At 61.4% G+C, this 22,816-nt stretch carries 21 protein-coding genes and 1 pseudogene; 15 read left to right on the top strand and 7 right to left on the bottom strand.

Going from position 1 to position 22,816, the window contains the following annotated elements:
- Positions 1–68: 68 nt before the first annotated feature.
- The 4 genes from CWC48_RS22400 (at position 69) to CWC48_RS22385 (ending at position 3,126) form a co-directional block, all read left to right on the top strand.
- Positions 69–332 (top strand): hypothetical protein, encoded by a 264-nt coding sequence (locus tag CWC48_RS22400; RefSeq protein WP_256581732.1) that lies wholly within the window; start codon positions 69–71, stop codon positions 330–332.
- A gap of 93 nt (positions 333–425) precedes the next feature.
- Entirely contained in the window at positions 426–1,370 is a 945-nt protein-coding gene (locus CWC48_RS22395; RefSeq protein ID WP_100490342.1) for an ornithine cyclodeaminase family protein, read from the top strand.
- Positions 1,367–2,500: an FAD-binding oxidoreductase gene (locus CWC48_RS22390; RefSeq protein WP_100490341.1), complete on the top strand. Its 1,134-nt coding sequence runs from the start codon at positions 1,367–1,369 to the stop codon at positions 2,498–2,500. Before CWC48_RS22395 ends, CWC48_RS22390 begins: the two co-directional genes overlap by 4 nt.
- Positions 2,500–3,126, top strand: coding sequence for a transcriptional regulator (locus tag CWC48_RS22385; RefSeq protein ID WP_078049123.1), 627 nt, complete (start codon positions 2,500–2,502; stop codon positions 3,124–3,126). The genes CWC48_RS22390 and CWC48_RS22385 overlap by 1 nt, the downstream gene beginning before the upstream one ends.
- 139 nt (positions 3,127–3,265) lie before the next feature.
- Here CWC48_RS22385 and CWC48_RS22375 read toward each other — a convergent pair whose 3' ends face one another.
- Entirely contained in the window at positions 3,266–4,042 is a 777-nt protein-coding gene (locus CWC48_RS22375; RefSeq protein WP_099491894.1) for an ABC transporter substrate-binding protein, read from the bottom strand.
- 263 nt (positions 4,043–4,305) lie between these two features.
- Here CWC48_RS22375 and CWC48_RS22370 point away from each other — a divergent pair, with 263 nt between their 5' ends.
- From CWC48_RS22370 to CWC48_RS22355, 4 genes are all read left to right on the top strand, one after another.
- A complete protein-coding gene (locus tag CWC48_RS22370; RefSeq protein WP_100490339.1) occupies positions 4,306–6,006 on the top strand; it encodes an AMP-binding protein in 1,701 nt (566 codons plus the stop codon).
- 151 nt (positions 6,007–6,157) lie between these two features.
- Complete coding sequence (locus tag CWC48_RS22365; RefSeq protein WP_010211243.1) at positions 6,158–6,613, top strand: (2Fe-2S)-binding protein; 456 nt, start codon at positions 6,158–6,160, stop codon at positions 6,611–6,613.
- On the top strand, positions 6,613–8,832 hold the full coding sequence (locus CWC48_RS22360) for a molybdopterin cofactor-binding domain-containing protein (RefSeq protein ID WP_099491896.1): 2,220 nt from the start codon (positions 6,613–6,615) through the stop codon (positions 8,830–8,832). Before CWC48_RS22365 ends, CWC48_RS22360 begins: the two co-directional genes overlap by 1 nt.
- A 16-nt stretch (positions 8,833–8,848) precedes the next feature.
- Positions 8,849–10,192, top strand: a complete 1,344-nt coding sequence (locus CWC48_RS22355) for a cytochrome c (protein ID WP_100490338.1) — start codon at positions 8,849–8,851, stop codon at positions 10,190–10,192.
- Between the two features lie 2 nt (positions 10,193–10,194).
- On the opposite strand, the gene CWC48_RS22350 is transcribed toward CWC48_RS22355, so the two are convergent.
- The gene (locus CWC48_RS22350) at positions 10,195–11,271 is read right to left on the bottom strand and encodes a GlxA family transcriptional regulator (protein ID WP_100490337.1); all 1,077 of its coding nucleotides are present in this window, start codon (positions 11,269–11,271) and stop codon (positions 10,195–10,197) included.
- Positions 11,268–12,677, bottom strand: a complete 1,410-nt coding sequence (gene gabP / locus CWC48_RS22345) for a GABA permease (protein WP_100490336.1) — start codon at positions 12,675–12,677, stop codon at positions 11,268–11,270. Before gabP ends, CWC48_RS22350 begins: the two co-directional genes overlap by 4 nt.
- Positions 12,678–13,029: 352 nt before the next feature.
- Between gabP and CWC48_RS22340 the strand changes: the two genes are divergently transcribed.
- The 4 genes and pseudogenes from CWC48_RS22340 to CWC48_RS30930 all read left to right on the top strand — a co-directional run.
- Entirely contained in the window at positions 13,030–13,311 is a 282-nt protein-coding gene (locus CWC48_RS22340) for a BrnT family toxin (protein ID WP_099491899.1), read from the top strand.
- Between the two features lie 3 nt (positions 13,312–13,314).
- Positions 13,315–13,683 (top strand): BrnA antitoxin family protein, encoded by a 369-nt coding sequence (locus tag CWC48_RS22335; protein ID WP_099491900.1) that lies wholly within the window; start codon positions 13,315–13,317, stop codon positions 13,681–13,683.
- A gap of 10 nt (positions 13,684–13,693) precedes the next feature.
- Complete coding sequence (locus CWC48_RS22330) at positions 13,694–14,140, top strand: GNAT family N-acetyltransferase (RefSeq protein WP_100490335.1); 447 nt, start codon at positions 13,694–13,696, stop codon at positions 14,138–14,140.
- 231 nt (positions 14,141–14,371) lie between these two features.
- Positions 14,372–14,638 (top strand): annotated as a pseudogene (locus tag CWC48_RS30930) (hypothetical protein); the annotation flags it as partial.
- A 75-nt stretch (positions 14,639–14,713) separates the two neighbouring features.
- Here the strand turns inward: CWC48_RS30930 and CWC48_RS22315 are convergent.
- Positions 14,714–15,607, bottom strand: a complete 894-nt coding sequence (locus CWC48_RS22315; protein ID WP_100490334.1) for a glycine betaine ABC transporter substrate-binding protein — start codon at positions 15,605–15,607, stop codon at positions 14,714–14,716.
- Positions 15,608–15,763: 156 nt separating this feature from the next.
- Between CWC48_RS22315 and CWC48_RS22310 the strand changes: the two genes are divergently transcribed.
- Positions 15,764–17,800, top strand: a complete 2,037-nt coding sequence (locus tag CWC48_RS22310) for an NADH:flavin oxidoreductase (RefSeq protein WP_100492443.1) — start codon at positions 15,764–15,766, stop codon at positions 17,798–17,800.
- A gap of 1,276 nt (positions 17,801–19,076) precedes the next feature.
- Here the strand turns inward: CWC48_RS22310 and CWC48_RS22305 are convergent.
- The gene (locus tag CWC48_RS22305) at positions 19,077–19,778 is read right to left on the bottom strand and encodes a TetR/AcrR family transcriptional regulator (protein WP_078049133.1); all 702 of its coding nucleotides are present in this window, start codon (positions 19,776–19,778) and stop codon (positions 19,077–19,079) included.
- 215 nt (positions 19,779–19,993) lie between these two features.
- Here CWC48_RS22305 and CWC48_RS22300 point away from each other — a divergent pair, with 215 nt between their 5' ends.
- Positions 19,994–20,296: a hypothetical protein gene (locus CWC48_RS22300; RefSeq protein WP_256581731.1), complete on the top strand. Its 303-nt coding sequence runs from the start codon at positions 19,994–19,996 to the stop codon at positions 20,294–20,296.
- A 180-nt stretch (positions 20,297–20,476) separates the two neighbouring features.
- The gene (locus CWC48_RS22295; RefSeq protein WP_218261620.1) at positions 20,477–20,884 is read left to right on the top strand and encodes an NIPSNAP family protein; all 408 of its coding nucleotides are present in this window, start codon (positions 20,477–20,479) and stop codon (positions 20,882–20,884) included.
- A gap of 12 nt (positions 20,885–20,896) precedes the next feature.
- On the opposite strand, the gene CWC48_RS22290 is transcribed toward CWC48_RS22295, so the two are convergent.
- Together CWC48_RS22290 and CWC48_RS22285 are read right to left on the bottom strand one after the other, a co-directional pair.
- A complete protein-coding gene (locus tag CWC48_RS22290; protein ID WP_099492773.1) occupies positions 20,897–21,781 on the bottom strand; it encodes an SMP-30/gluconolactonase/LRE family protein in 885 nt (294 codons plus the stop codon).
- Positions 21,782–21,783: 2 nt separating this feature from the next.
- Positions 21,784–22,629 carry an SDR family NAD(P)-dependent oxidoreductase gene (locus CWC48_RS22285; protein ID WP_100490332.1) on the bottom strand — a complete coding sequence of 282 codons (846 nt, stop codon included), beginning with the start codon at positions 22,627–22,629 and terminating at the stop codon, positions 21,784–21,786.
- Positions 22,630–22,816: the final 187 nt, after the last annotated feature.

Raw genomic sequence — 22,816 nt, 5'->3', positions numbered from 1 at the left:
TGCGGCCACACCACTCCAGGCCGTTGCAGAACTATCTCAAGGGCTCTCCTGCGGGAGTGTTGATCATCATGAATTGGAACATCGTCCCCTCCGCCGCCTTTCAAACCACCGCTGCCGTGATGTCCGCCATTGCCTTGCTCGGCTGCCAACCGCCAACGCGGGCGGACTTCATCAAGTACCCGTCGCTGCAACAACGCTGGTCGATGATCTGTGACCCGCGCAGCAATATCGCAGACGCGAATGTGGAGGGCTGCCAGCACTTTCACGAATGGCAAGCGGCCAGCCGGGGACCGGTGCTGGACAACCTGATGAATCAGCACTTGGGCAAGTGAGGCGCGCATCGCGCCAGCTTTTTTGCAGTGGGATATTGCTCGACAGAACTAAAAGTCCATAATGGACAAATTAGTTTAAATGCGGAGATCCCCATGTCCAGCTCGCCTCATGTGATCCACTCGGCCCAGGCCCACGAACTGCTCGCCCAGGTCGATGTACCGCAGATCCTGCGCAAGCTGTTCCGAGACCTGGCGGCCGGGCAAGCGGTGCAGCCGGCACAGCAGTGGGTAGAATTCCCCCACGCGGCGGGTGACTTCATCAACTACTTGGGCGTGCTGGCCGAGGATGGGGTGTATGGGGTCAAGACGTCGCCCTATATCGTGCGCGAGCAAGGACCGCTGGTGACGGCCTGGACCTTGCTGATGTCGATGCAGACCGGCCAGCCAGTGCTGCTGTGCGATGCCGCCGAGCTGACCACGGCACGCACCGCCGCCACCACGGCCCTGGCAGTGGATGCGCTGGCGCCCTTGTCCGCGCGGCGTTTGGCGATCATTGGCAGTGGCAAGGTCGCACAGGCGCATTTGCACTACGCCCGACACCTGCGAGACTGGCAGAGCATCAGCGTATTTTCGCCCAGCCTGGCCAACGCCAGCGCCGAGACCACCGCAGGCATCAAGCGCCTGGACCCTCGGGTGGTCATCACGCACAGCAGCGACATGTCGGTTGAAGACGCCGACGTGATCCTGCTGTGCACCTCGTCGGCCGGGCCGGTGCTCGACCCGGCGTGCCTGAGCAAACCGGCGCTGATCACCTCGATCAGCACCAATGCCCCGCGTGCCCATGAGGTCCCGCCACATAGTCTCAGCGCGATGCAGGTATTCTGCGACTATCGACAAACCACCCCAGGCTCGGCCGGTGAGATGCTGATCGCCGCCGAACAACACGGCTGGGACCCACGCACAGTGGTCGGTGACCTGCCTGAATTGCTCAGCGAACAGGTGCCGCGGCCGACCTACGACCGCCACGTATTCTTCCGCTCCATCGGCCTGGGCCTGGAAGACATCGCACTGGCCCATGCCCTCTGGAGACAACTATGAGCCACGCAGACTTCATCATCATCGGCGGCGGCATTGCCGGCGCGTCCACCGGTTTCTGGTTGTCGCAGCACGGCAAGGTGCTGGTGCTGGAGCGTGAAAGCCACCCGGCCTATCACTCCACCGGGCGTTCCGCCGCCCTGTATTCCGCCGCCTATGGCACCCCGCAGGTGCGCGCGCTGACCCTGGCCAGCCGGGCGTTTTTCGACAACCCGCCAGCGGGTTTCTGCGAACACCCGCTGCTGACGCCACGGGGCGAAATGACCGTGGATTTCCTCGGCGATGCGGCCGAGTTGAACGCTCAATACCTGAACGCCAAGGCCACCGTCTCCCAGGTCGAATTGCTCAGTGCCGATGAAGCCTTTGCAAAGTTGCCGATCCTGCGCCGCGAAAAAGTCCACGGCGCGCTGTATGACCCCACCGCCAGCGACATCGACACCGATGCCCTGCACCAGGGCTACCTGCGTGGTATCCGCCGCAACGGTGGCGAGGTGCGCACCGACAGCCACGTGCTCGGCTTGAGCCGCGACGCCGCCGGCATGTGGCAGGTGCACACCCAGGATGCCACCTGCACCGCGCCGGTGATCATCAATGCCGCCGGCGCCTGGGCCGACCATATCGGTGGGCTCGCCGGCGCGGCCTCCATCGGCTTGCAACCCAAGCGGCGCTCGGCCTTCATCTTCGCCGGCCCAGAAGGCGTCGACAGCCATCACTGGCCGATGCTGGTGGCGCTGGACGAATCCTTCTATATGAAACCCGACGCCGGCATGTTCCTCGGCTCGCCAGCCAACGCCGACCCGGTCGAGCCCCAGGATATCCAGCCCGAAGAACTGGACATCGCCATGGGCATCTATCAGATCGAAGAAGCCACCACCCTGACCATCCGCCGCCCGACCCGTACCTGGGCCGGCCTGCGCAGCTTTGTGCACGACGGTGACCTGCTTTCGGGTTTCGACCCGATGATACCGGGCCTGTTTTGGGTGGCGGCACAGGGCGGCTACGGCATCCAGACCTCGCCGGCCATGGGCCAGGCGAGCGCGGCCTTGGTGCGTGGCGCGCCGCTGCCGGAGGCACTGACGCAGTTCGGCCTCGACGCTGGTATGCTCTCCCCTGCCCGCCTGGAGCCGCATTGATGAACACCGCTGAACAAGACAAGGTCATGCAGAACTTCCGCGCGATGGCCGACGCCATCGCCACCCTGTTCTTCCCTCACGCCGAAGCGGTGTTGCATGACCTGCGTTCACAAAAAGTCGATTACATCGCCAACAACCTGTCCAAGCGCAGCATTGGTGATGACTCGGCACTGGAAGACATGCTCGACGCTGACGTCAGCGAAGTGAATATTGGCCCGTACGAAAAGCTTAACTGGGACGGTCAGAAAATTCGCAGCCTGAGCACCGTGCTGCACGACCACAAAGGCCGCCGGCTGGCGGTGCTGTGCATCAACCTGAATATTTCGCTGTTTGAAAACGCCAAGGCGGCGCTGGACCTGTTCCTGTCGCCGAGCAAACTGATCCCGCAACCGGACGCGCTGTTTCGCGATGACTGGCAGGAGCGTATCAATACGTTTCTGCATGCGTGGATGCGCGAGCGTCAGTTGAGCCTCAACCTGCTGACCCGTGACCACAAGCGTGAGCTGGTGCTGGCACTGCACGCCGAGGGGGCATTCAAGGGCAAGAGCGCCTCGAACTATGTGGCCAATGTGCTGGGCATGGGGCGGGCGACGGTCTACAAGCATTTGAAAGAACTGAAGGGCTGATCGGTACGGCAGGAAATACCGCCGGACAAGTGTGGGAGCGGGCTTGCTCGCGAATGCGGAGTGTCAGCCACCCGATAGGCCAACTGAGCCACCGCATTCGCGAGCAAGCCCGCTCCCACATTTAGTCCGCGTAGACCTCTCAGTCGCCGTAGATGTCGGACTTGAAGTACTGCTGCGAAATCTTCTGGTACTCACCACTGGCGCGGATGCCGTCGATCGCCGCGTTCAACTCGCTGACCAACTCGGTATTGCCCTTGCGCACGGCAATCCCGGCACCCTCGCCCACGTATTTCGGGTCCTTGAGTTCCGGGCCGACAAACGCATAGCCCTTGCCCCGTGGCATTTGCAAAAAGTCGTTCAGGGGAATGGTGTCGGCAAAGATCGCATCCAGCCGCCCGGCAGCCAGGTCCATGTAGATCTCTTCGTTATTGCTGTAGCGCTTGACGTTGATGCCCTTGGGCTCGAACACCTCGGTGGCGTAGCGGTCCGTGGTGGTGGCGCGTTGCACGCCGACTGTCTTGCCCTTGAGGCTGGCGTACTGGTCATCGACCACCGCGCCGTCCTTCATCACCAGGCGCGATGAGGTGAAGTAGTACTTGTGGGTGAAGTCCACCGACTTCTTACGGTCTTCGTTGATGGTCATGGACGACAACGCCATGTCGATTTTCTTCACCTTGAGGGAAGGAATCAGGCCATCGAACTCCCCTTCTACCCATACACACTTGACCTTCATTTGCGCGCACAGCGCATTGCCGATGTCGTAGTCGAACCCGACGATCTTGCCTTCCTGGGTCTTGGACGCAAAGGGCGGGTAAGCCGCCTCGATGCCAATGCGCAGGGTTTTCTCGGCGGCCACCAAGTGGCTGGACGCAAGCAGGCCAAAGGCCAGGGCGGTAATGAGGGCGCGTTTCTTCATGAGGATGTTCTCGCAAGTTGTTGTTGGTTTTGGCAAGCCTGAAGAAAGAGACAGCAGCGGTGCTTTTGTACTTATAATTCCATATTGGACTTTTACGTCTTGATCGTCAATCACGCTACCGCGCCGGTGCACACCCATGACTTTTTTGCACAACGCACCGGTGTTTTTGAGCGTTCTGCTCTGATTTATGCGTGCCTATACTCGGTCCAGCCTCTCGGTTCAGCCGGGGGCAAGTCCCACAACAATAATTAAGGACAGCCACCATGACCCAGCCCTTCCTGGCCGCTCGGGATTTTCTGCTCGCTCACCGCACCGACTACGCCACCGCCGTACGGGATTTCCGTTGGCCGCAGTTGGGCGAATTCAACTGGGCCCTGGATTATTTCGACGCCATGGCCGAGGGCAATGCGGCGAATGCGCTGTGGATCGTCGAAGAGGACGGCAGCGAGCAGCGCTACAGCTTCCAGCAATTGGCCAGGCGCTCCAACCAGGTGGCCAACCACTTGCGTGCCCTTGGCGTACGCCGGGGTGATCGTGTGCTGTTGATGCTCGGCAACGATGTGGCGTTGTGGGACACCATGCTCGCGGCCTTCAAGATCGGCGCAGTGGTCATCCCCGCCACCGCCCTGCTGAACCCGGATGACCTGCGTGACCGCATCGAACGCGGGCAGGTTCGCCATGTGGTGGTCGGCGATGCGCATGTGCACAAATTCGCCGGCCTGGCGGAGGGTTGCAGCCGTATCTGCGTGGGCTCGGCGCCTGCCGGATGGGTTTCGCACAGCGCTGCCTTTGAATACCCCGAACGCTTCGAGGCCGAAGGCCGAACCTTGGCCACCGACCCGATGCTGCTGTACTTCACCTCGGGCACCACGTCCAAGCCGAAGATGGTGCTGCACAGCCATCAGAGCTACCCGGTGGGCCACCTGTCGACCATGTACTGGATCGGCCTGCAACCAGGCGACCTGCACCTGAACATCTCATCGCCCGGCTGGGCCAAGCATGCCTGGAGTTGCCTGTTCGCGCCGTGGAATGCCGGGGCGTGCATCTTTATCCATAACGTCGCACGGTTCAGCGCACCGGCCTTACTCAGTGCGCTGGAACGCTACGGCGTGACCAGCCTGTGCGCGCCGCCTACGGTGTGGCGCATGCTGATCCAGGAAGACCTCGCCAGCTACAAACCGCGCTTGAGCCTGCGCGAACTGGTCGGCGCCGGGGAGCCGTTGAACCCGGAAATCATCGAGCAGATCCAACACGCCTGGGGCCTGCCGCTGCGCGACGGTTTTGGCCAATCGGAAACCACTGCCCTGGTGGGCAACACCCCCGGCCAGGTGCTCAAGCCGGGTTCCATGGGCCGCCCGCTGCCGGGCTATCAAGTGGCCCTGCTTGATCCCGATGGCTGTCCCGGCACTGAGGGCGAAGTCGCCCTGCCCCTGGACGTACGCCCGCTCGGCCTGATGCTGTGCTATGAAGACAGCCCGGAAAAAACCGCCGAGGTCATGCGTGACGGTTACTACCGCACCGGCGACACCGCGCAGATCGACGCCGACGGCTACATCACCTTCGTCGGTCGCGCCGACGATGTGTTCAAGGCTTCCGACTACCGCATCAGTCCGTTCGAGCTGGAAAGCGCCTTGATCGAACACCCGGCCGTCATGGAAGTGGCCGTGGTGCCAAGCCCCGACCCGTTACGCCTGGCCGTGCCCAAGGCGTTCCTGATCCTGGCCCACGACGAACCGGGCAGCGCGGAGTTGGCCCAACACATTCTCGCCTTCGCCCGTGAGCATCTGGCGCCCTACAAGCGGGTGCGACGTATCGAGTTCGTCACCGAACTGCCCAAGACCATCTCCGGGAAAATTCGGCGGGTGGAACTGCGGCAGATGGAAGTGCTGCGACGCCAGGGGGATGCGCGGGGTGAGCATGAGCACTTCGAGGAGGACTTCGTGCGGCCAACGGCTGAGTCGTAGTCGCACAATCCTGTTGAATACTTGCCCAATCCTCCGACTTGGCGACTAATGGATAGATAGCCCTGGCGCACTGGTCTAGAGTTCGACGATAAGCGGCCACTGCGTTCATCACTAAAACAGGCCGCACCTACCGTCGATCAGCAGGTGAGCCATGGAATTACGAATCAACCAAAAGGCCTATCAGGTGGATGCCGACGCGGACACGCCATTGCTGTGGGTGATCCGCGATGACTTGGGCCTGACGGGCACCAAATATGGCTGCGGCCTGGCCCAGTGCGGCGCGTGCTCAGTACTGGTGGACGGCAATGTGGTGCGCTCCTGCGTCACGCCGGTGGCTGGGGTGGTCGGGCGCGAAATCACCACCATCGAAGCGATTGAAACCGATGAAGTGGGCAAGCGTGTGGTCGCGACCTGGGTCGAGCATCAGGTGGCGCAATGCGGTTACTGCCAGTCCGGGCAGGTGATGGCGGCCACGGCGTTGCTCAAGCACACTCCGGCGCCCAGCAAGGCGCAGATCGACGCAGCAATGATCAACCTGTGCCGCTGCGGCACCTATAACGCCATCCACGCGGCCGTCGACGACCTCGCCAAGCAGGGGGGTGTCTGATGAACCTCATCAACGAACTGCTCGATGCACCGGTGAACCTGTCGCGCCGCCGCTTTCTGGCGAGTACGGCCGTGGGTGCGCTGGTCATTGGTTTTGGCCTGCCACTAGGCTCGGGCCGGGTACAAGCCGCCACCACCGCCGAACGCGGCACCCAGGTGCCGGCCTTCCTGGAGATTCGTCCGGACGGCACGGTGCGCCTGCTCAGCCCCTTCATGGAAGGCGGGCAAGGCACGCACACCGCGATGGCGCAGATTGTCGGTGAAGAGCTGGACGCCGACCCCGCCACATTCATCGTCGAGGCCGCACCGCCCGGCGAAGCCTACGTGGTGATGGAAAACGGTATGCGCATCACCGGCGGCAGCATGTCGGTGCGCATGAGCTACCCGACCATGCGCCGCCTGGGCGCCCTCGCCCGCGCGATGCTGCTGCAGGCCGGCGCCCAACAGTTGGGCGTGCCGGTGAGCGAACTGACCACCCAGCCGGGTCGCGTGGTGCACGCGGCGTCCGGCCGGTCGCTGGGCTACGGTGAGCTGGCCGGTCGCGCCCTGGACATGCCAGTGCCCGACCCGGCCAGCATCATCCTGCGCGACCCGAGCCAGTTCCGCTGGATCGGCAAGCCAGTCAAACGCCTGGACGCCTACGATAAATCCACCGGCAAGGCGCTCTACAGCATCGACCTGAAAGTCGACAACATGCTCCACGCCGCGGTTCAGCATGCGCCACGCCTGGGCATGACCGTGGGCAGCCTGCGCAATCAGTCGCAGGTCGAAGGGATGAAAGGCGTGCATTCGGTGCACGTGCTGCCCGGCGCGGTGGCCGTGGTGGCTGAGCGCTGGTGGCACGCCAAGCGTGCGGTAGAAGCAATCCAGGTCGACTGGCAGGAAGCGGCTGCCGACTCGGCACTGCGGGTCATGCCGGCGGATTTTTCCAGCGACAAGCACTTCGAGTTCCTCGCCGCCCAGCAAGGGCCGGCCCGTGATGACGAGAACGAAGGCGACGTGGCCGCCGCGCTCAAAGGCGCCAAGACCCAGGTCGAAGCGACGTACCACAACCAGTACCTCAACCACGGCCAGTTGGAGCCACCCTCCGCCCTGGCACGCTTCAACCCCGACGGCACCCTGGATATCTGGCTGCCCAACCAGGCGCCGGACATGTTCCGCGGCGATATCGCCAAGCGCACCGGCCTGGACCCTGCGCAGATCAACCTGCACTCGCCGTTGCTCGGCGGTTTTTTCGGCCGGCATTTCCTGTATGACTCGGCCAACCCCTACCCGCAGGCCATCGCGCTGGCCAAGGCGGTGGGCCGTCCGGTCAAGCTGATCTGGAGTCGTGAGGAAGAGTTCCTGCGCGATGTATTGCGCCCGGTGGCGGTGGTCAAGTTCCGCGCCGGTCTGGATGATAAAGGCCTGCCGGTGGCCATCGAAGCGGTGAGCGCCACCGAAGGCCCGACCGAAGCCCTCGCCGGCAAACAGGGCGACAAGATCGACCCCACGGCGGTCGAAGGGTTGTCGGGCAAGTCCTATGCAATCCCCAACAAACGCATCGCGCAGATCTACGTCAAAGGCGCGCCCATGCTCGGCTACTGGCGATCGGTGGGCAATTCGCTGAATGACTTTTTCTACGAGTCGTTCCTCGATGAGCTCGCGGACAAGGGCAAACATGACCCCTATGAGTTGCGCCTGCACCTGCTGCGCGACAACCCACGGCTGACCACCTTGCTGCAAGCGGCGGTTGAGTTGTCCGGCGGCTGGAAGCGCGGCCCTTTCACCGCCGAAGACGGCAGCCGGCGCGCACGCGGTGTGGCCATGGCCTCGCCGTTCGGCTCCCATACGGCGGCGATCGCCGAAGTGTCCATCGAGAATGGCAAGGTCAGGGTGCACGATATCTGGCAGGCCATCGACCCAGGCAGCATCGTCAACCCGGCGATTGTCGAAGCGCAGGTCAATGGCGCCGTGGCGTTGGGCTTGTCCCAGACCTTGCTGGAAGAAGCGGTGTACGTGGATGGCAAGCCCCGGGCGCGCAACTACGACCTTTACCCGATCCTGGCGCCTGCGCAAATGGCGCGGGTGCATGTACGGGTGGTTGAGAGTGGCGAAAAGATGGGCGGTATCGGCGAGCCGCCGTTGCCGGCCGTGGCACCGGCCGTGGCCAATGCGGTGGCGCAGTTGACGGGCCAGCGTGTTCGCAGCCTGCCAATGAGCCGACACACCTTCAGCTGACCTTCAGGAAACGCCCATGAACAACCGTCGATTCGCAAGAACCGCAGGCTGGCTGGCGCTGCCCTGCCTGGTCGCGGCAGGCCTGCTGGCCTGGTACGTCACCCGTGAGCCTGCTACACCGTTCGAACAGGCGCAGGCCGCCGCCCCCTTCGAGCCCGCCCTGGTCAGCCGTGGCGAATATGTCGCCCGCCTCAGCGACTGCGTGGCCTGCCACAGCCTGGCGGGCAAAGCGCCGTTCGCCGGTGGCCTGGAAATGGCTACACCGCTGGGGGCTATCCACGCCACCAACATCACGCCGGACAAGCAGACAGGGATCGGCACTTACAGCCTGGCCGATTTTGACCGTGCGGTGCGCCATGGCGTAGCACCCGGCGGCCGCCGGTTGTACCCGGCCATGCCCTACCCGTCCTACGTGAAACTCAGCGATGACGACATCAAAGCGCTGTACGCGTTTTTCATGCAGGGCATAAAACCGGCCAACCAACCGAATATTCCCAGTGATATTCCCTGGCCGCTGAACATGCGCTGGCCCATCGCCCTGTGGAACGGCGTGTTCGCGCCCACCGCGACTTACGCGGCCAAGCCCAATCAGGACGCCCTGTGGAACCGTGGTGCCTACATCGTCCAAGGCCCCGGCCACTGCGGCAGTTGCCACACGCCCCGCGGCCTGGCCTTCAATGAAAAAGCCCTGGATGAATCCGGCGCGCCGTTCCTTGCCGGCGCGCTGCTCGACGGCTGGTATGCGCCGAGTCTGCGCCAGGACCCCAACACCGGCTTGGGTCGGTGGACCGAGCCGCAGATCGTGCAGTTCCTCAAGACCGGGCGCAACGCCCATGCGGTGGTCTACGGTTCGATGACCGAGGCTTTCAACAACTCCACGCAATTCATGCAGGACGACGACCTGGCCGCTATCGCCCGCTATCTCAAGTCATTGCCTGGCGACCCACAGCGTGACGGCACGCCCTGGCAATATCAGGCAGTGGCAGCGGTTCAAGACGCCCCCGGCGCCCACACCTACGCGACCCGTTGCGCCTCTTGCCATGGTCTCGACGGCAAGGGCCAGCCCGAGTGGATGCCGCCCCTGGCCGGCGCCACGTCAGCACTGGCGAAAGAAAGCGCCTCGGCGATCAACATCACCCTCAACGGCTCGCAACGCGTGGTAGCGGCCGGCGTGCCGGATGCCTACCGTATGCCGGCCTTCCGTGAGCAATTGTCCGACGCGGAAATCGCCGATGTACTGAGTTACGTGCGCAGCACCTGGGGCAATAACGGTGGCGCGGTTGACGCCAAAGCGGTGGGCAAGTTGCGCGGGCACACTGACCCGGCGAGCAGCAGCCCGATCATCCTGCACATGCGCTGAGTTCAGGGCTTCAGGTTTTTCACGCTGGCAAACGTTGCCTCTCCCCGCGCCTGCTCCAATACGTTCATGGGCGCGGGCGTAGGCAACGCATGCATCACCGGCTTGAGCACGATGGTTCGCTCACTGTCGGTGACGGAGCGCTCGTCGCTGGGCGGTACACCGAAGTATTCGCGGTAGCACTTGGAGAAGTGCGGCGTGGACACAAAGCCGCAGAGCACCGCCAGCTCCACGATGGAAATGGGTGTCTGCTTGAGCAACTGCCGCGCCCGGATCAGCCGCAGCCTGAGGTAGTAGCGCGACGGCGAACAGTGCAGGTATTTCTGAAACATGCGCTCAAGCTGACGACGCGACAACGTGACATACGCAGCCAGCTCATCCAGGTTGATCGGTTCCTCCAGGTTGGCCTCCATCAACGCGACGATTTCCTGCAGCTTGGGCTGCTGGGTGCCGAGCATGTGCTTGAGGGGCACACGCTGATGGTCCTGCTCGTTGCGGATGCGCTCGTACACAAACATGTCGGAGATGGCCGCCGACAACTCATGCCCGTGATCCCGGCCGATCAGGTGCAACATCATGTCCAACGGCGCCGTGCCGCCCGAGCTGGTGAGACGGTCCCGGTCGAGGCTGAACAGGCTGGAACTGACCGTCACACGAGGAAAGGCCTCCTGCATGGTCGCCAACCATTCCCAGTGCACGCTGCATTCATAGCCATCCAGCAAACCGGCGCGCGCCAACACAAAGCTACCGGTACAGATACCGCCCAGTCGCTTGGCGTAACGCGCCTGGCTGCGCAACCACTTGACCAGCTCACCCGTCACGGTGCCCTGGATGCCGATGCCACCGCAGACAATCACAATGTCGGCGGACGGCACGCTGAGAATCGAACCGTCCGGCGTGATGGGCACGCCGTCACTGGCCCACACGGGATTGCCGTCCGGGCTCGCGGTGTGCCATTTGTAGAGTTCCTGACCCGAGAGCTGGTTGGCCATGCGCAAGGGCTCGACCGCCGAGGCCAGTGACATCAGGGTGAACTGGTCCAGCAGCAAGAACACGATGCTGCTTACGGGGCGGCCACTCATGGCGGTGAGGCTGCGGCCACTGGTTTTTGCGCGCGTTCGGGTTGCCGCGCGGTGAGCAAGCCGACCAGGGAAATCATCAGGGCCAGGCCGATGGTCGATGACACTTCAAAACGGTGTTCAGGCGTGACCAGCATCACCGTCAATGCGGCACAGATAAACACAATGACCAGCCAGGTCAGCCAGGGAAACAGCCACATCTGGAAGGTGAGCGTGACGTTGCGCTGTCGCAGGATCTTGCGCATGCGCAACTGCGACACGGCGATCACCAGGTACACCAGCAAGGCAATGGCGCCCGAACTGGCCAGCAGAAACTGGAACAACCCGGCCGGCGCGAAGTAACTGAACAAGGTCACGCCCGCGCCCAGGATGGTGCTGGCAATCACCGCGGCCCTCGGCACGCTGGCCGCCGAGGTCTTCTTCATCAACGTGGGGGCATCCCCGCGCTTGCCCAGGGAAAACAGCATGCGCGAGGCAATGTAGATGGAGGAATTCATGCAACTGGCCACAGCGATCAACACCACCCCATCAACCAGCAGCTTGGCGTGGGGAATGTTCATCAGCTCCAGGGCGCGCTGATAAGAACCTACCGAGGCAAGCAACGGGTCATTCCACGGCACTACGGAAATCACCACGAAGATCGACAACAGGTAGAACACACCAATGCGCCACATCACCGAGCGCGTGGCCCGGGCGATGTTCTGCGCCGGGTTACTGGACTCGGCCGCCGCGATGGTGACCGCCTCAGTGCCGATAAAACTGAACATGATGGTGATAAAGGCCCCAACCACCGCCGACAGTCCGTTGGGCGCGAAACCGCCGTGTTCCTCCATCAACCGGCTCAACCCACTGACCTCACGCTCGGGAATCCAACCCATCAGCACCGCAAAGCCCAAGCCGATGAAGCCGATGATCGCGATCACCTTGGCCATAGCGAACCAGAACTCGAACTCGCCGTACTTGGACACGCTGAACAGATTGGTGACCACCAACAAAAAGATCGACAACAAGGCAAACAGCCAAGCGTCGATCTGCGGGAACCACTGGTTGAGAATATGCCCGGCGGCCAGGGCCTCAATGGGGATCACCAGCACCCAGAACCACCAGTACAACCAACCGATGGTGAAGCCGGCCCAGCGCCCGATGGCCTGGTCGGCATAGGTCGAGAAAGATCCGGTATCGGGGTTGGCCACCGCCATCTCCCCGAGCATGCGCATGACCAGCACCACCAGCGTGCCAGAGAACAGATAAGCCAGCAGCACCGCCGGCCCCGCCGCCGCAATCGCATGCCCGGAACCGACAAACAACCCCGCGCCGATAATGCCTGCAATGGAAAGCATGGTCACATGACGCGGCTTGAAGCCTTGCGCCAACTGGCCGTTGGAATCGTTGGAATTCAGGCTATTCATTGTTTTTGTTGTTCTCGGTGATCGACGTCAAGGTGTACTGACTGAAGAGTCAGGCGATCATCATTTCTTAATGATGGGTCACCTTACGCGGCCTGAGTTCATCAAAAATAGCCTGGGAGCGGCGGGAGTTGGTCTGATATCGACATGGGACCTCATCTGACGGCGGAATCAGAACCTGGCTACTTAACAGATCACCGGTTACGCACGGACATACCTGCGAAGCCTCAGCACAATCGAACCCTCACGGATAGATGAGGGCACTGTGCATCCAAATAAGAACCCTTATGAGTTATACCTCCGCCCTGACTGTCACTTTCGCCAATCGCTTTTATATACATATAAAGTATGCATAATGAGAACTTTCAGGATTCAATATGACAAGGCAAAAAGCATTGCAAATCAGCAGAAGCACAAAGGCGTCAGCCTTGCCGACGCGGAATCGGTGTTCTACGACGAAGCGGCTCTGACCATTCAAGACAATGATCACGACGAGGAGCGATGGGTAATCATGGGTACTGGTACAAAAGGAAGGGTCTTAGTAGTGGCCTACACCTACCGTGACCCAAACTTTGTGCGCATTATCAGTGCCAGGCTCGCATCCAAAAATGAAAGACACCAGTATCTGGAGGCTTGAACCATGCAAGACGAATACAATTTCAGTACCGGCAAACGCGGCGCGGTTGCCAGTACCAAGGGCAAGACCCGCATCACGATCATGTTAGATGATGCAGTAATTGAAGCCGCCCGCGAGCGTGCGGAAAATGCCGGTACGGGCTATCAAACAGTGATCAATAATCTGTTGCGCCAGGCGCTGCTCCCCCAAGGCACGCATAACCTCACGCCTGCATCGACGAAAAAGACCAAAACCCTACAAATAATTAACGATGGCATTGGGCCTGGCGAGGTCGAAGCACTGGAACAGCAGTTGATAGCGCTCGCTGGCGAGTTGAATCGAGTGCTTGGCACACCCAAACTGGCCAAATCAAAAGCCAAACCCAATCAGTGAAGGTATCCCTGTGCCTACATGCTCGATAAACATTATCCGCCAAGCCACACCCGACGACGTGCGTGCCCTGATCGAACTGGACACCTACGCAACCGCCCACACCCATCGCCGCGTGTTCATCCATGACGCCGTGGTTCGCCAACAATGCCTGGTTGCCGTCGACACCGCTGGCCGATGCGCCGGTTATCTGGTGCTGACCCATGACTTTTTCGATCATGGCTTTGTGGCGCTGGTCGTCGTGTCGCCGGCTCATCAGCGTCAAGGTGTGGCGCTGCGGTTGCTGGCGGCGGCGCAGGCGGCGTGCAAGACGCCCAAGCTGTTTGCTTCGACCAATGCGTCAAACACCGCAGCCCAGGCGTTGTTTGCAAAGGCTGGATTCGTGCCGAGCGGGCAGATCGACAATCTGGACGACCACGACCCTGAGCAGGTGTATGTGAAATTCATCAAACCCCTGTGATTGCGTTCCCATCGGTTCCACGCCCCCTCCATCGCCCCCCCCGTAAAACTCCCCCCTTGTGCACACTGGCGCCTCCCAAAACAGCGACAACGTTTTAGAGGTTTCCATGCTCCGAACTCTTGCGACTAGCCTTCTGCTGATGTCGGCGCCCCCGGCGATTGCAACGCCGCTCACGGCCGAACAGCTTTCGGCCATCGACCGTTATGTAACCTCGCACTCCTCGAAGAGTCGCTGCGACTGCACACGGCCCGCCTGAAACGGCTGCCAAGGTTCTGGGTGCCGCTGCAACAGCGCGCGCCAAAGTGGGTGCTGGCGCTGTGGATCATCGGCGTTTTCGTGTCACTGGCGACGCAATGCTGGTGCCATTGGTTCGTGACCGCGCCGCTGATCTGCGTGTTGATCGTCGCAGAAATCGTGATCGACGAGGCGCAGATGACACTTCAGTTGCGCACCGATGCCGTTCGCGATTCGCTGCGAGCAGCGCGTGGCGGCTATTCATATGCCCGATATCGTAGGGCGAGGGACAAGCCCGCTCACCACAATCGCTCGGAAACCTTGAGCAGAAGGCTATGCCTACCGGGAAACCAATCCCGGATTGAACATCCCCTCAAAACGCACCTTGTTCGCCGCGTAATACGCCGCCACCGCCTTGTCTGCCGTACTCTCCCGCGCCTGCATCATCAGCGCTTCGAGGTCGGCCTGAGGGATGGAGAAATGCGCAAAGAAGTACGCCACCTCGGGGTGTTGCTGGCTGAAGCCTTTACGGGCCATGGCGTGGATCTGCTCCGCGCCGCCGAAAATCTGCTTGGGATCGTCCAGGTAGCGCAGCGACCATTTGGAGAACATCCAGTGCGGGCTCCAAGCGTTGACCAGTGACCACTTGTTGCGCTTGAGGTTGCGGTCCAGCTCGTTGAGCATGCCGCTTTCCGAAGACCCCACCAGTTTGTAGCCCGTCAGCTTGTAATCCTCAATCGCCTTGACGGTGAGCTTGTACTGGCCGTTGCCGACTTCGGAGGTAAAGATCTTGCCGTCGAACTTCTCGCGGACGCCGGGTTTGTTCAGGTCTTCCACGCTGGCTACTTCTGCGACCGGCACCGTGGTCGGCACGGCCATGCCGATGCGTCCCTCATACAGCACGCCAAGGTCTTCAAGCCGGTCCTTGTACTTGTCGTAGAACGCCTTGTGAGTGCTGGGCAGCCAGACCATCGGGATCAGGTCAATGTTGCCGTTGGCCAGTGCCTGGAACTGGATGCCAATGTCGGCCATCACCAGCTTGACCGGTTGCTTGAGGTGCTCCTGCAACGCGGTACTGGCGAGTTTGACGGTGATTTCCGTATCGGACCAGTTCACCCAACCGATGCGTACCGGTGGTTTTTGCTCCGCATGGGTCAGTGCAGCACTGGCACCCAGCGCAAGTCCGAGCAGGTAGGCACAGGCTTTTTTCCGATAGCGCACTTGAGTAGTCATCAGGCGTCCTCCTAGGGGGTAAAGGCGATCTTAGCGACGACTTCCGGGCCTCGCAATAAAAATGTACATACGTGTCGTCCATTATTGACACCTATGTACATTTACCCTAATTTCAAATCGCCCAGCCTGATGATGCCCACGACGGAGCACACCCCGATGTCCAGCGATCCCCTGCTGCAGCCCTACACGATCAAGCACCTGACCCTGCGCAATCGGATCATGACCACCGCCCACGAACCGGCCTACCCGGTGGACGGCATGCCGCAGGCGTTGTACCGCGCGTACCACGTCGAACGTGCCAAGGCCGGCGTGGCCTTGACCATGACTGCAGGCTCTGCCGCGGTATCGCGTGACAGCCCGCCGGTGTTCAATAACGTGCTGGCTTACAAGGACGAGGTAGTCGGCTGGCTGAAGGACCTGACGGATGAGTGCCACGAACACGGCGCGGCCGTGATGATCCAGCTGACGCACCTGGGTCGTCGCACACGCTGGGACAAGGCGGATTGGCTGCCGGTGGTTTCGCCGTCGCACCGTCGCGAAGCCTCACACCGCTCCTTCCCGAAGAAGATGGAAGACTGGGACATCGAGCGGATCATCAAGGACTACGTCGACGCCGCCGAGCGCATGCAGGCGGCCGGGTTGGATGGCCTGGAACTGCAAGCCTACGGGCATTTGATGGACCAGTTCTGGTCGCCGCTCACCAATGACCTCGACGGCCCGTACGGCGGCTCGCTGGAGAACCGCATGCGGTTTACCTTCGATATCCTGCGCGGCATTCGCCAGCGGGTCGGTGAACACTTTCTGTTGGGCGTGCGCTACACCGGCGACGAAGCCTTGCCGGGCGGGTTTACTGCCAACGAAGGCTTGCAGGTGTCGCACATGCTCAAGGACAGCGGGCTGGTGGATTTCCTCAATGTGGTACGTGGGCATATCGACACGGATGCGGGCCTCACCGATGTGATTCCTATCCAGGGCATGCGCAACTCGCCGCACCTGGATTTTGCCGGCGAGATTCGCGCGTCCACCGGGTTTCCCACTTTCCATGCGGCAAAAATCCCGGATGTCGCCACCGCGCGTTATGCCATTGCCTCGGGCAAGGTGGACATGGTCGGCATGACCCGCGCCCACATGACCGACCCGCATATCGTGCGCAAGATCATCGAGCGCCGCGAAGAAGACATTCGGCCCTGCGTCGGCGCCAATTACTGCCTGGACCGTATCTACCAGGGCGGCGCGGCCTACTGCATCCACAACCCGGCGACCGGCCGCGAAACCAGCATGCCCCATGACATTCCCAAGGCGGCGGTGAAGCGCAAGGTGCTGATAATCGGCACGGGCCCGGCCGGGCTGGAAGCGGCGCGGGTGGCCGGAGAGCGTGGTCACGACGTCACCGTGCTGGAGGCCGCCGACCGGCCCGGTGGGCAGATCCGCCTGACGGCATTGAGTGAGCGGCGTCGCGAGATGATCGGCATCATCGATTGGCGCATGGCCCAGTGCGAACGCCTCGGCGTTCGGTTCCACTTCAACACCTGGGCCGAAGCCGAGACAGTGCTGGCCCACGAGCCGGACGTGGTGATTGTCGCCACCGGCGGCATGCCGCACACCGAGGTGCTGGCCCAGGGGAATGAGCTGGTGGTCTCGACCTGGGACATCATTTCCGGCGACGTCAAGCCGGGGCGTCACGTGCTGATATTCGATGACGCCGGCGACCATGCCGCCCTGCAAGCCGCCGAGGTGATCGCGCAGAGTGGCGCCAGCGTCGAAATCGTCACCCCGGACCGCGCGTTCGCCCCGGAAGTCATGGCCATGAACCTGGTGCCCTACATGCGCAGCCTGCAAGACCTGGACGTGACCTTTACCGTGACCTACCGGGTCGAAACGGTGGAGAAACACGACGGTCGGCTGCTCGTCAGCTTTGGCAGCGACTACGGCAAGGTGCACAAGCAGCGGGTGGTCGATCAAGTGGTGGTCAACCACGGCACCCTCCCCCTGGACGACCTGTACTTCGACCTGCGCGCGCATTCCAGCAATGGTGGGGCCGTGGAGCAACACGACTTGATTGCCGGGAACCCGCAGAACATCGTGACCAACCCTAACGGCCGCTTCCAACTGTTCCGGATCGGCGATGCCGTAGCCGCGCGCAATACCCATGCGGCGATCTATGATGCATTGCGGTTGGTTAAAGACCTGTAAAGAACACCGAGCCCTCTGTTGGCGCTTTTGGCGGTCATGTCTGCCAACACAGCCGATCCCCTTGTGGGAGCTGTTGAGCTTTAGCGAGGCTGTGAAGGCGGTGGGTCAGTCGATGAAAATGCCAGCAGTGCCGACGCCTTCGCAGCCTCGCCAGGGCTCGACAGCTCCCACACTAGAGCTTCGTCGTGGCACAAATCCCACCCACACAACCGATCCCCTGTGGGAGCTGTCGAGCTTTAGCGAGGCTGCGAAAGCGGTGGGTCAGGCGATAAAAATGCCAGCAGTGCCGCCGCCTTCGCAGCCTCGCCAGGGCTCGACAGCTCCCACACTAGTGCTTCGTCGTGGCACAAATCCCACCCACACAACCGATCTCCTGTGGGAGCTGTCGAGCTTTAGCGAGGCTGCGAAAGCGGTGGGTCAGGCGATAAAAATGCCAGCAGTGCCGCCGCCTTCGCAGCCTCGCTGGGGCTCGACAGCTCCCACACTTGATCTTCGTCGTGGCACAAATCCCACCCACACAACCGATCCCCTGTGGGAGCTGTCGAGCTTTAGCGAGGCTGCGAAGGCGGTGGGTCAGGCGATAAAAATGCCAGCAGTGCCGCCGCCTTCGCAGCCTCGCCGGGGCTCGACAGCTCCCACACTTGATCTTCGTCGTGGCACAAATCCCACCCACACAGCCGATCCCCTGTGGGAGCTGTCGAGCTTTAGCGAGGCTGCGAAGGCGGTGGGTCAGGCGATAAAAATGCCAGCAGTGCCGCCGCCTTCGCAGCCTCGCTGGGGCTCGACAGCTCCCACACGAGTGCTTCGTCGTGGCACAAATCCCACCCACACAACCGATCCCCTGTGGGAGCTGTCGAGCTTTAGCGAGGCTGCGAAAGCGGTGGGTCAGTCGATGAAAATGCCAGCAGTGCCGCCGCCTTCGCAGCCTCGCTGGGGCTCGACAGCTCCCACACTAGAGCTTCGTCGTGGCACAAATTCCACCCACACCACCGATCCCCTGTGGGAGCTGTCGAGCTTTAGCGAGGCTGCGAAGGCGGTGGGTCAGGCGATAAAAATGCCAGCAGTACCACCGCCTTCGCAGCCTCGCTGGGGCTCGACAGCTCCCACACTTGATCTTCGTCGTGGCACAAATCCCACCCACACAACCGATCCCTTGTGGGAGCTGTCGAGCTTTAGCGAGGCTGCGAAGGCGGTGGGTCAGGCGATAAAAATGCCAGCAGTGCCGCCCCCCCCACACTTAGATCCATGTCGCGGCTGACACTGCGTCCGTGCTCTTTTACTCGGCGCCAGCTGTCGGTTCGTCAAAGGTGTCAGTCAATGGCACAAACACCCCCGGCGAGGTTTCGGCGTAGCCAAACGCCCCATAGAAGCGGTCCAGTTCGCGCCGCTTCAAGGCTTTGCCGGTGAATACGCTGACGTACTGGGGAATTCGCCGGAACCGCACCACCACGTCTTCGGTGGTTTTCATCGAGATGTAGCCGATCTGTGTGAGGTAGATGGTTCGCGCGCGCACATCGGCGGCTTCGTCATCGTAGCCAAAGCGCCGGAACATGCCGGCCAAGGCGTTGATGCGAGTGTCGTCGGCCAGGGCGATTTCGGCGCTGACCTCCCCCGACTGCATTGCCCAACTGCGCACGGCAAATTCGAACTGCGAGTCGAACAGTTCCGGGTTCAGCCAGCATTCGAAGACGTTGAGGATCGCCTCGCAAATACTCTCGGCATAACGCTCGCACTGGCGCACCAGGTTGCCGGTGTTCTTGTCGCGCCAACGGGTCAGCAACGCGGCGAGCAGTTGCTCGCGGTCTTCATAGAACCAATAGAAACTGGTACGCGACAAGCCCAGTTGCTTGGCCAGCGGCATGACGCGCACGGCGTCGATGCCGGACTCTTTCAGCGCTGTGTACGCGGCGTCCAGCCACACGTCGACCGAGCCTCGCCAGCCCGTGTCCTGGGTCTTGCCTCGGGGTTTTGCGATCATCCGGGTCACCTTGCCTGGGAATTGCAGGCCACTCTACACGCCCAGCTGCATGGTGCACAGGGAGTGTACAGCGACGTACATTTCGACTCGCCCTGGCGCACCGCCTTTTGCGCAACCTGGAGGTTTAACGCACTAAATTGAACGAATCTGACCCTGTTCCGCTCAATACTTCAGGACACACAAACACCCACACGGACGAGGTTGAGGTAGCGGACATGGCAGCGAAAAAGTGTGAAGCATCGACCACACCTGGCTGGGACGAACAACTGGCCGGCAACACCGAACTGTTCTTCGAAGCCGATCGGCTGGAGAAGGCAGCCTACGACATCATCGGCACCAGTCTGGCCGACGCAGCCGCGTGGTTGCGCTTTAGCGAGGCCAAGCAGATTGCCGATGCAAAGCGTACCGAGGCGTACCAAGACTTGATGCGCATACGCCGGGGCATGCTGGACCGAGACTCGCGGCCCTCCCCCCGCGCCGATCACCCTCCCCAGCGCGGCCCCTCCGCCGCCCATTGAGACTGCACGCGTCTCACCCACCGCGAGAAAAAATATTATACAAGCCCGCCCCGCTCCCTAAACATCCAGGGGCAGCCCGCGTCAGCGGAACTTCCCTGGTTTTTTAGAGCAGGCCCCTCTATGGCACGATTTAAAACCACGCTGTTGGCTTTCCATTTCCTGACAATCGCAGGCCTATTCATGCCCTCATTGAATGCCCACGCCAACACCCTCGACTCAACTGTGGCAACCCCTTCGCAAGACGCCGTCTACCAACTGCGCATCTACGAAATTTTCGAGACCAACAAGGTTGCGTTTCATCAGCGATTCCGTGATCACGCCATGCGCATCATGGCCCGCCATGGGTTCGATATCATCGCCCTGTGGGAAGCCAAGACCCAACAGCGTACCGAATTCGTCTACGTGATCAGATGGCCTGACGCCGATACGATGCGCCAGGGCTGGAAAAACCTGATGGCTGATCAGGAGTGGTCCGCCATCAAGGAAAAAAGCGCCGCGGAACACGGCGCGATGGTGGGCGAGATTCAGGAAAAGGTGATGGCGTTGACCGACTATTCACTGATACCCGCCGGCCTGCCACGGCCATGACGCAAAGGTAACCTACAGTTCCTTGAAGCGGTGCCGCGGTATTCCCGGCACCGGCAACCGGATGCTGTAGATATTGCCCGCCGCCGGATAGTCCGCGTGCTCCGCCGCCGACATGCCGAACTTGGCAGTGGTGATAAACAAGGTGCGCCTATCCGCCCCGCCAAAGCAGCAACTGGTGGGGCGTGGCACTGGCATTGGCAAGGTCTGGAGCAGGACGCCATTGGGGTCGTATTGGAGCAGGCAGCTGCCATTGAACTGGCAAACCCAGAGGTTGCCCTCGACATCCAGGGCCAGGCCGTCCGGGCGCCCCAGTTCAGCCGGGGTCTGGGCAAATACCGAGACTTGTTCCAGGTAGCTGCCATTTGCCGGGTAGCGGGCACGGTAGAGGGTCCGGGCTACCGAGTCGACGAAGAACAGCTCGCGCCCATCACGTGACCACACCAGGCCGTTGGGCAGGCTGATGTTGTCCAGTATCACCGAGGCGTTCAGGCCGGCGTCGTAGCGGTAGAACTTGCCCGTATTGCGGCTGTGCGCCTCATCCATCAAGCCGGTGATGAAACGGCCCTGGGGATCGCAGGCACCATCGTTGAAGCGGTAGGACGACAGCGTGATGGCCAGCTTTGAGTGCTGGATGACCCGCAGGCGGGTGCGGTCGAGGATGGCAACTCCGGCATTCTGGGTAAAAATCAGATTGCCCTTTTCGGTCAATGCCAAGGCGCCAATACGCGAAGGCGACTCATACAACCGTGTCAGGTTGCCCTGTAGATCCAAGGCATTGATCTGGCCGCCACTGATGTCCACGAACAGCAGGCACTGGTGGGTTTCATCCCAGACCGGGCTCTCACCCAGGTCAGCCTGGCAGGGCGAAAAAAGACGAAGCTCTTCCTGAGCAGGCATAGTCAACACTCCTTGATCTGGTCCCAACGCTGGGCGACTTGTTCGGCAGTGGCGGCCTTCACGCGAGCCAGATCGACGGGATAGTCGACACCCGGGTTTTCCGCAAACCGAGTCGCCGTAAACTGGCCATTGCTGGCGCGCAGGACGTAACCGGAATCCTGGCATTGCTGCGACGCCAGGAACACCACGCCAGGCGTCACCCATTCGGGCTTGAGGTTTTCCGGTTCGCCCGTCACGCCCCACATGCGGGTCTTGGCCACGGGTGATACCGCATTGACCAGAATGCCCGACTCCGCACCTTCCATGCTCAACGCATTCATGATGCCCAGTTGCGCCATCTTGCCGGCGGCGTACGCCACCAGGCCGGGTTGCGCATAGTGCTGGTACATCGCACGGTCTGACGAGGTCAATATCACCCGGGCGGCAGTAGAGTGTTGGAGGTGTTTCCAGGCATGTTTGCATAACCAGATCGGCGTGTAGATATTGATATCCACCGCGCGACCTATGAATGTTGCATCAGCCTCATCAATGGGTTGATAACCGACCCAACCGGCGTTGTGAATCAAAATATCGAGTTGACCAAACGCCTCGATGGCCGTCGCCACCAACTGCTCGCAACCCTGTTCGGTGGACAGGTCACCGTGATGTCCGACCACGTTAAAACCCTGGTCTGCAAGGGTGCGAGCCGCTTCCATGGCAATCGAGCCATCGCCCCCCGCGCCCAACTTGTCCGCACCAATATCACTGATCACGACATTGGCGCCCAGCGTAGCCAGGGCTTGCGCGTAACTGAATCCCAACCCTCGGCCTGCGCCCGTTACAACGGCGGTCATTCCTGTAAAGTTCATTGGCTATTCCTCTTGAGTGCCACTTCACCTTAACAATGTATATCGGTGCTGTTTAATACTAACGGCGGCGCAAGTTGATACTTGGCTCATATCAAGTTGATGTTTATTGCGCGCAAACCCGGAATGAACGACCCCTCCATGAACTTCACTACGGGATTCTGGTCTGCTGGGTAGTTTTGCAAGTTTT

The organism is Pseudomonas sp. S10E 269 (genome assembly GCF_002798465.1).
Lineage (GTDB): Bacteria > Pseudomonadota > Gammaproteobacteria > Pseudomonadales > Pseudomonadaceae > Aquipseudomonas > Aquipseudomonas pergaminensis.
This window is presented reverse-complemented; position numbering and strand designations above follow the sequence as displayed.